Below are 9,267 nucleotides of genomic sequence, written 5' to 3' on the forward strand. Positions count from 1 at the left end.
CGAAACGTCGGTGGCCTTCGACGCGCTGGACCGGCAGATCCTTCAGCTGCTCCAGACCGACGGCCGGATCAAGCTCAGCGAGCTGGGCCGCCGGGTCCGGCTCAGCCCGGCGGCGGTCACCGAGCGGGTGCGGCGGCTCGAGGGCGCGGGGGTGATCAGCGGGTACGGGGCCCAGGTCGTCCCGGCCCTGCTCGGCTACGGCATCCAGGCGTTCATCCGGGTCGATCCGCACGGCGGCTACAACCTGAAGCACCCCAGGACCCTGGAGCTGATGGACCGCCCCGAAATCACCGAGGTGCACCACGTGGTCGGCGAGGACTGCTGGATCCTCAAGGTCGCGGTCCGGGACACCGTCCACCTGGAGGCGGTCCTCGACGAGGTCTCCGCGCTGGGCCGCACGACGACGTCGATCGTGCTGACCTCACCGGTGGAACGCAAACCGCTGTTGCCCTGACGTCGGCGTCAAGGCTTACGTTCGTATCCATGCGCATCGGCGAGCTGGCCGCCAGGGCCAACACCACGACCCGGACGCTCAGGTACTACGAGTCGCGTGGGCTGCTGCCCGCGCGGCGCGGCGGCAACGGGTACCGGACGTACGACGAGAACGACCTGAGGCTGCTGCGGCAGATCAGGACGCTGCAGGACTTCGGGTTCGACCTGGAGGAGACGCGGCCGTTCGTGGAGTGTCTGCGCGCCGGGCACCCGGAGGGCGACTCGTGCCCGGCGTCGCTCCAGGTCTACCGGCGCAAGCTGGCGGAGCTCGACGACCTGATCGGCGAGTTGCGGGCCGTGCGGGCCCAGGTCGGGGCGCAGCTGGCGAGGGCCGAGCGGGCGCGGGACGAGCTGGCGGCCGATGCGGAGGTTCCGGGCGGTCCGGAGCCGGTGTGCGAGCTGGGGAGGAACCGAGAGTGATCAAGGCGGCGGGTGTGGCCGAGGTGACGGACGCGGACTTCGCGGCGGAGGTGATCGGGGCGCAGTTGCCGGTGCTGGTGGAGTTCACCGCCGACTGGTGCCCGCCGTGCCGGCAGATGGGGCCGGTGCTGAGCGCCCTCGCCCGGGAGGAGGGGGAGCGGCTGAAGGTGGTCCAGCTGGATGTGGACACCAACCCGGAGACCACCAACGCCTACCAGGTGCTGTCGATGCCGACCTTCATGGTCTTCAGGGGCGGCGAGCCGGTGAAGGCGATGGTCGGGGCGCGCGCGAAGCGCCGGCTCCTGGAGGAGCTGTCCGAGGTGCTCTGAGCCGCGGACGAAACGAAGAAATCCCCCGCGCAATTGCGCTCGGGGGATTTTTTTGCGTATATTCAATGGTTCGCGACTTCAGGATTTCGGGTCGCGAAAGAAGTGCAGTGAGCAGAGTATATCCGGGCGGGAGTGGAATTGTCAAACACCGGTTTTCCAGACGGCGAACACAGTGAATTGCGGCAGGAGCAGCAATTCATCGACGGCGTGTACGCGCGTGTCGACGCCCTGCGCGGCGACACCGAGGTCTCGGTCACGGACGCGCTCGCCCAGGGCAACACGCCCATGCAGGCCCGGCTGGAGCGGGACATCCTGGTCGCCGAGCGCTCGGGTCTGCTGGCCGCGCTGAACGCGGTGGACGGCTCCCTCTGCTTCGGCCGGATCGATCTCACCTCCGGCGTCAGCCATCACATCGGCCGCATCGGCCTGCGCACCGAGGACGCCGAGCGCAGGCCCATCCTGATCGACTGGCGGGCGGACGTCGCCCGGCCCTTCTACCTGGCCACCGGCCACACCCCGATGGACCTGCGCAGGCGCCGGCACATCACCACCGAGGGCCGCCGGGTCACCGCGCTGCACGACGAGATCCTCGACCTCGGCGACGCCACCCGCACCGGACACGAGGACCCGACCGGCGACGCCGTGCTGCTCGCCGCCCTCAACTCCGCGCGCACCGGCCGGATGGGCGACATCGTGCAGACCATCCAGGCCGAACAGGACGAGATCATCCGGGCACCCCACCGGGGGGTCCTGGTGGTGGAGGGCGGCCCCGGCACCGGCAAGACGGCGGTCGCCCTGCACCGGGCGGCCTATCTCCTCTACGAGCACCGGGAGCTGCTCGCCAAGCGAGCCGTCCTGATCGTCGGCCCCAACCCGGCCTTCCTCGGCTACATCGGCGAGGTCCTGCCCTCGCTCGGCGAGACCGGAGTACTGCTGGCGACGATCGGCGAGCTGTTCCCCGGCGTGCGGGCACGGGCGACCGACTCGCCCGAGGCGGCCGCCGTCAAGGGCCGCGCCGACATGGCGGACGTCCTCGCCGCCGTCGTACGCGACCGCCAGGCGCTGCCCGACCCGGTGATCGCGATCGAGCACGACCGCGAGATCCTGATGCTGGACGACGACCTGGTGAACATGGCCCGCGAACGCACCCGGGACGCCGGACTCCAGCACAACGCGGCGCGCGAGCACTTCGAGGGCCACATCCTCAACACGCTCACCGACATGGTCGCCGAGCGCATCGGCACCGACCCGTACGACGGCTCCAACCTGCTGGACCCCAGCGACATCACCCAGATCCGCGACGAACTCGCCGAGAACCCCGAAGTCTGGTCGGCGATCGACCGGTTGTGGCCGAGGGTGACCCCGCGGCGTCTGGTGGCGGACTTCCTCGCCGAGCCCGACGGGTACCTGAGCGCCGAGGACGCGGCCGCCGTCCGCCGCCCCGTGACCCGGGCGTGGACCGTGGCGGACGTACCGCTGCTCGACGAGGCGGCCGAACTGCTCGGCGAGGACGACAGGGTGGCGCGGGCGCGCGCCGAACGGGAGCGGGAGACGCAGGTCGCCTACGCACAGGGCGTCCTGGACGTCTCCTACGCCTCCCGCACCTACGAGTTCGAGGACAAGGACGAGGAGGACTCCGAGATCCTCTCCGCGCACGACATCATCGACGCCGAACGGTTCGCCGAACGTCACGAGGAGGACGACCACCGCAGCGCCGCCGAGCGCGCGGCGGCCGACCGCACCTGGGCCTTCGGGCACATCATCGTCGACGAGGCGCAGGAGCTGTCCCCGATGGCCTGGCGGCTGCTCATGCGGCGCAGCCCGACCCGCTCGATGACCCTGGTCGGCGACCCGGCGCAGACCGCGGAGGCGGCGGGCGTCGGCTCGTGGGCGGACATCCTCGAGCCCTACGTCGAGGACCGCTGGGAGCACACCCGGCTCGGGGTCAACTACCGCACACCCGCCGAGATCATGGAGGTGGCGGCGGCCGTGGTGCGGGCGCAGCACCCCGGCTTCGAACCGCCGAGTTCGGTGCGGTCCACCGGCGTACGCCCCTGGGCCCGCGCCACCGACGACCTGCCCTCGGCGGTGGCCCAGGCGGCCTTGGAACTCACCCCGGCCGAGGGCCGGCTGGCGGTGATCGCCCCGCGCGACCTGCACCGCAGGCTGGCCGCCCGCCTGGACGGAGTGACCGCGGACACCGAGCCCGACCTGACCCGCACGGTCGTCCTGCTCGACCCCCGCCAGTCGAAGGGCCTGGAGTTCGACTCCGTGCTGGTGGTCGAGCCGGGACGCTACGGCACGAGCGACCTGTACGTGGCGCTGACCCGGGCCACCCAGCGGCTGGGGGTGCTGTACACGGGGGAACTGCCGCGGGCGCTGGCCGGGGCCTTCCAGTGAGCAGGGGCGCGCGTTCCTGGGGGCTCGGCCCCCAGGAACCACGGGGTACCCCCTAGGCGGGGCGCAGCCAGACTGTCGCCAGGGGTGGCAGGGTCAGGCGGATGCTGGCCGGGCGGGCGTGCCAGGGGGTCGGTTCCGGTTTGATCGCGTCGGGGTTGGTGATGTCGCTGCCGCCGTAGCGGGCGGCGTCGGTGTTCACGGCCTCGTACCACGCCGGTACGTCGTCCGGGACGCCGAGGCGGTAGTCGGGGCGGACGACGGGGGAGAAGTTCGACACGGAGAGCAGCGGGACGCCCTCCGCGTCGAGGCGCAGGAACGCGAAGACGTTGTCCTCCGCCGCGTCACCGACCAGCCACTGGAAGCCGGACGGGTCGGTGTCGCGCTGCCAGAGGGCGGGGGAGGCGCGGTAGACGGTGTTCAGGTCGCGGACGAGGTCACGGACACCCCGGTGGTCGGGCTCCGCCCCGTAGGCGGGGTCCAGCAGCCACCAGTCGGGGCCGTGCGCCTCCGACCACTCCGCGCCCTGCGCGAACTCCTGGCCCATGAAGAGGAGTTGCTTGCCGGGGTGGGCCCACATGAAGCCCAGGTAGGCACGGTGGTCGGCGCGCTGCTGCCACCAGTCGCCCGGCATCTTCGAGACCAGGGAACGCTTGCCGTGGACCACCTCGTCGTGCGAGATCGGCAGGACGTAGTTCTCGCTGTAGGCGTAGACCATGGAGAAGGTCATCTCGCCGTGGTGGTGCTTGCGGTGGACCGGATCATGGCTCACGTAGTCCAACGAGTCGTGCATCCAGCCCATGTTCCACTTCAGGCCGAAGCCGAGGCCGCCGCTGTCGGTGGTCCGGGTGACGCCGTCCCAGGCGGTCGACTCCTCGGCGATCGTCACCACCCCCGGCACCCGCCGGTACACGGTCGCGTTCATCTCCTGCAGGAACGCCACCGCGTCCAGGTTCTCCCGGCCGCCGTGCTCGTTCGGCGTCCACTGTCCCGGCTCGCGTGAGTAGTCGAGGTAGAGCATCGAGGCGACGGCGTCCACCCGCAGACCGTCGATGTGGAACTCCTCGCACCAGTACACGGCGTTCGCGACGAGGAAGTTGCGCACCTCACGGCGGCCGTAGTCGAACTCCAGGGTGCCCCAGTCGGGGTGCGCGGCCCGCAACGGGTCCTCGTGCTCGTACAGCGGGCGGCCGTCGAACTCTGCCAGCGCCCAGTCGTCGCGCGGGAAGTGCGCCGGCACCCAGTCCATCAGGACGCCGATCCCGGCCCGGTGCAGCGCGTCGACCAGGTACTTGAAGTCGTCGGGGGTGCCGAGGCGGGCCGTCGGGGCGTAGAACCCCGTCACCTGGTAGCCCCAGGAGCCGCCGAAGGGGTGCTCGGCGACCGGCATCAGCTCGACGTGGGTGAAGCCCAGGTCCCGTACGTAGCCCGGTAGTTGCTCGGCCAGCTGGCGGTACGTCAGTCCCGGGCGCCAGGACGGCAGATGGACCTCGTACACCGAGAAGGGCGCCTCGTGCGCCCGGGTGTCCGCCCGCCGGGCCAGCCACTCCTCGTCGTGCCACTCGTGGTGCGAGGCGTGCACGACGGAGGACGTGTTCGGCGGCGTCTCCGTGCGGCGGGCCAGCGGGTCGGCGCGCAGGGTCTTGGAACCGTCGGACCGGGTGATCTCGAACTTGTACAGCTCACCCTCGCCGATGGCGGGCACGAACAGCTCCCACACGCCGGTGCCGCCCAGCGACCGCATGGGAAACGCGGTCCCGTCCCAGAAGTTGAAGGTGCCGGCCACCCGCACGCCCCGCGCGTTCGGCGCCCACACGGTGAACCGGGTGCCCGTCACGCCCTGGTGGGTCGTCGGCTCGGCGCCGAGCGCCTTCCACAGCTGCTCGTGCCGGCCCTCGCCGATCAGATGCAGGTCGAGGTCGCCCAGCGCGGGCAGGAAACGGTACGCGTCCTCGACGTCCTGTGCCGTCCCGTCGTACGCCACCAGGAGCCGGTACGCCGGGACCTCCCGCAGTGGCAGCAGGCCCGAGAAGAACCCGTCCCCGTCGTCGTGCAGTTCGGCCCGCAGCTCTCCGGCGACGACCGTGACGGACAGCGCGTACGGCCGGAAGGCGCGGAAGGCGATCCCGCCCGGAACCGGATGGGCGCCGAGCACCGAGTGCGGGTCGTGGTGGGTGCCGGCGAGCAGCCGCTCACGGTCCGCGGCGTCCGCGGCCGGCGAGACGGCCACCTCGACCGCCTCCGCCAGGACCGGCTCCGGCGCGGGGGCCTTCTTCCGGACGGGCGTCTTCCTGGCCGCCGCCTTCTTCACGGCGGTCTTCTCGGCCGCGACCTTCGTCACGGGGGTCCGCTGCGCCGCGACCTTCTTGACCGCGGACTTCTTGGCCGCAGCCTTCTTGCCCGCGGCCTGCTGCGGCACGGCCTTCTTGCCCGCGGCCTTCTTCGCCACCGCCTTCTTCGCCGCGGCCTGCTTCGGCACCGTCTGCTTCGGCACCGTCTGCTTGGCCACGGTCTTCTTCGCCACGGTCTTCTTCGTCGCCGCCTTCTGCACGCTCTCGGCGGCCTTCTTGGCCGCCTCGGAGGCCCTGGCGGCCTTGGCGGGCTTGGCGGCGGGCTTGGCGGGCTTCTCCGCCGCCTTCCTCTTCGGATCCGAACCGCTGGACGGGGTGCGGGGGGTCACGGGTGGAGCCTCCTCGGCGAAAGTCTGGTCGGTCGGATCAGATCAGGTCGGACGTCACGTAGTTCTCGATCGCGGCCATCGGCACCGGAAGCCAGTCGGGACGATGGCGGGCCTCGTAGACGACCTCGTATATCGCCTTGTCCGTCTCGTAGGCGCGCAGCAGCACCGGGTCCATGCGCGGGTCGACACCGCTGACCTCCGCGTACCCGGAGCAGTACGCCGCCCGGCACGCCTCGGCCCAGCCCGGCACCGGCGCGTCGGTGGAGTGCGCCGCGTAGTCGAAGGAGCGGAGCATCCCGGCGATGTCGCGGGCCGCCGGCTGCGGCAGCCGGCGCTCCGCGAGCGGTTTCGACGGCTCGCCCTCGAAGTCGATCAGCCACCACTGTCCGGCGGGGGACCGCAGGCACTGGCCGAGGTGCAGGTCACCGTGGACGCGCTGGGCTGTCCAGGTACGGCCCTCGGCGGCCAGGTCGGCCAGCGCGGTGAACGCCGAGTGCAGACCGGGCGCGTACGGCCGCAGCGCGGGCACCGCCTGGGTGGCCGCCTCCAGTCGCTCGAGCATGCCGTCGGCCAGCAGCCTGATCTGGGTGTGCCCGAGGGTGACCGTGGGCAGCGCGCGGGCCAGCGCGGTGTGCACCTCGGCGGTGGCCCGCCCCAGCGAGCGGGCCTCGGCGGTGAAGTCCTCGCCCTTGGCCAGCTCCCGCAGCGCGAGCTCCCAGCCGTCCGAAACGCCCTGTACGAACGGCTGGAGCACGCCGAGCACATACGAGTCGCCGGCCAGCTCCGCCCGCAGCCATCCGGTCGGTGCGGGCACCCGGGGGCAGCCCTCCCGGGCCAGGGCCAGCGGCAGCTCGAGGTCGGGGTTGATGCCGGGCACGATCCTGCGCAACAGCTTCAGGATGAACGTATCTCCATAGACGATCGACGAGTTGGACTGCTCGACGGTCATCATCCGGGGTACCAGCCCGTCGCGGATCTCCTGGTGCGGGTCCCGGTCGAAGTGCAGTCCGCCGATGCGGGCCCGGGTGCGCAGGGCCTCCAGGAGCAGTTCGGCGGGCCGGGTGTCGTACAGGGCGTCGTACAGCGTCTGCCCGGCGAGCGGTCCCTGGTCGGCGTGTCCGATCAGCGCGGGCGCGAGCCGGGGCGGCAGCGCCTCGCGCGCGCCTATGAGGAGCTGGTAGCAGTCCCCGGGGTGCGGGGAGCTGCCGAGGGTGAGCGGCTGGTGGGCACGCACCAGCAGGTGGTACAGGCCCTGCTTCGCCGTGGGTGGCAGCAGTTCGGTGGCCGCCACCAGGGAGAACCCGGTGACGGGGCGCCCTTTGCCCGCGAACCAGCGCTGCCGCGGCAACCATTCCCGCAGCAGTGGGTCCAGTGACGCAAGGAGGCCGGGGTTTGTCGTGGCGGTACGAGTGACGGCTTCCGACATGGCGTCGCGTCCTTTCCCCTGATGTTCGGTTCGCCTCCGGGGCGCTCCGGTCGGGGTGTTACTGATGCGTGCCCCGGGCGGGGCGGAGGAAACCGCCTCGCCCGGGGTTCGGCCGAGCCCCGACGGGCCCTACGCGGCTTCCTTGCGAAGCCGGAACCAGTAGAAGCCGTGCCCGCCGAGGGTCAGCAGATACGGCAGCTCGCCGATCGCCGGGAACCGCACCCCGCCGAAGAGCTCGACCGGGTGCCGCCCCTGGAACGCGCTGAGGTCCAGCTCCGTCGGCTGCGCGAACCGCGAGAAGTTGTGCACGCACAGGACGAGGTCGTCCTCGTACTCCCGCAGGAACGCGATCACCGCCGGGTTGGAGGACGGCAGCTCCGTGTAGGAGCCCAGCCCGAACGCGGGGTTCTGCTTGCGGATCTCGATCATGCGGCGGGTCCAGTGCAGCAGCGACGACGGGGAGGCCATCGACGCCTCCACGTTCGTCACCTGGTAGCCGTGGACCGGGTCCATGATCGTGGGCAGGTAGAGCCGTCCCGGGTCGCAGGACGAGAAGCCGGCGTTGCGGTCCGGGGTCCACTGCATCGGCGTGCGGACGGCGTCGCGGTCGCCGAGCCAGATGTTGTCGCCCATGCCGATCTCGTCGCCGTAGTAGAGGATCGGCGAGCCGGGCAGGGACAGCAGCAGGGCGGTGAACAGCTCGATCTGGTTGCGGTCGTTGTCGAGCAGGGGTGCGAGGCGCCGCCGGATGCCGATGTTGGCGCGCATGCGGGGGTCCTTGGCGTACTCCGCCCACATGTAGTCGCGTTCCTCGTCGGTGACCATTTCGAGGGTGAGCTCGTCGTGGTTGCGCAGGAAGATGCCCCACTGGCAGCTCGAGGGAATGGCCGGGGTCTTGGCGAGGATTTCCGAGACCGGGTAGCGCGATTCCCTCCGGACCGCCATGAAGATCCGCGGCATGACCGGGAAATGGAACGCCATATGGCATTCGTCGCCCCCGGACTGGTAGTCGCCGAAGTAGTCGACGACGTCCTCCGGCCACTGGTTGGCCTCCGCCAGCAGCACCGTGTCCGGGTAGGAGGCGTCGATCTCCTTGCGGACCCGCTTGAGGAACTCGTGGGTCGCCGGAAGGTTCTCGCAGTTGGTGCCCTCCTGCTGGTAGAGGTACGGCACCGCGTCCAGCCGGAACCCGTCGATGCCCAGGTCCAGCCAGAAGCGCAGGGCGGAGATCATCTCCTCCTGGACGGCCGGGTTCTCGTAGTTGAGGTCCGGCTGGTGGGAGAAGAACCGGTGCCAGTAGTACTGCTTGCGCACCGGGTCGAAGGTCCAGTTGGAGGCCTCGGTGTCGACGAAGATGATCCGCGCGTCCTGGTACTGCTTGTCGTCGTCGGCCCAGACGTAGTAGTCGCCGTAGGGGCCGTCGGGGTTGTTCCTGGACTCCTGGAACCACGGGTGCTGGTCACTGGTGTGGTTCATGACGAAGTCGATGATGACGCGCATGCCCCGCTGGTGGGCGGCGTCGA

The 9,267-nt window shown here is 70.9% G+C and carries 7 protein-coding genes; 4 read left to right on the forward strand and 3 right to left on the reverse strand.

The features are described from left to right. The first annotated feature begins 10 nt into the window (after positions 1-10). From AQJ84_RS14520 to AQJ84_RS14535, 4 genes are all read left to right on the forward strand, one after another. Positions 11-454, forward strand: coding sequence for an Lrp/AsnC family transcriptional regulator (locus AQJ84_RS14520; RefSeq protein ID WP_037803598.1), 444 nt, complete (start codon positions 11-13; stop codon positions 452-454). 29 nt (positions 455-483) lie between these two features. Continuing rightward, positions 484-912, forward strand: coding sequence for a MerR family transcriptional regulator (locus AQJ84_RS14525; protein WP_030042397.1), 429 nt, complete (start codon positions 484-486; stop codon positions 910-912). Beyond that, complete coding sequence (locus AQJ84_RS14530) at positions 909-1,241, forward strand: thioredoxin family protein (protein WP_030042398.1); 333 nt, start codon at positions 909-911, stop codon at positions 1,239-1,241. The genes AQJ84_RS14525 and AQJ84_RS14530 overlap by 4 nt, the downstream gene beginning before the upstream one ends. A 120-nt stretch (positions 1,242-1,361) precedes the next feature. Then, positions 1,362-3,641 carry a HelD family protein gene (locus tag AQJ84_RS14535; protein ID WP_079022683.1) on the forward strand — a complete coding sequence of 760 codons (2,280 nt, stop codon included), beginning with the start codon at positions 1,362-1,364 and terminating at the stop codon, positions 3,639-3,641. Between the two features lie 52 nt (positions 3,642-3,693). Here AQJ84_RS14535 and glgB read toward each other — a convergent pair whose 3' ends face one another. The 3 genes from glgB to treS form a co-directional block, all read right to left on the reverse strand. Then, positions 3,694-6,318 (reverse strand): 1,4-alpha-glucan branching enzyme, encoded by a 2,625-nt coding sequence (glgB, locus tag AQJ84_RS14540; RefSeq protein ID WP_079022682.1) that lies wholly within the window; start codon positions 6,316-6,318, stop codon positions 3,694-3,696. A 37-nt stretch (positions 6,319-6,355) separates the two neighbouring features. Further along, positions 6,356-7,744: a maltokinase N-terminal cap-like domain-containing protein gene (locus tag AQJ84_RS14545; protein WP_053191682.1), complete on the reverse strand. Its 1,389-nt coding sequence runs from the start codon at positions 7,742-7,744 to the stop codon at positions 6,356-6,358. 129 nt (positions 7,745-7,873) lie between these two features. Further along, a partial coding sequence (gene treS, locus AQJ84_RS14550; RefSeq protein ID WP_059198822.1) for a maltose alpha-D-glucosyltransferase occupies positions 7,874-9,267 on the reverse strand: 1,394 nt, incomplete at its 5' end.

Source organism: Streptomyces resistomycificus (assembly GCF_001514265.1).
Classification (GTDB): Bacteria; Actinomycetota; Actinomycetes; order Streptomycetales; family Streptomycetaceae; genus Streptomyces; species Streptomyces resistomycificus.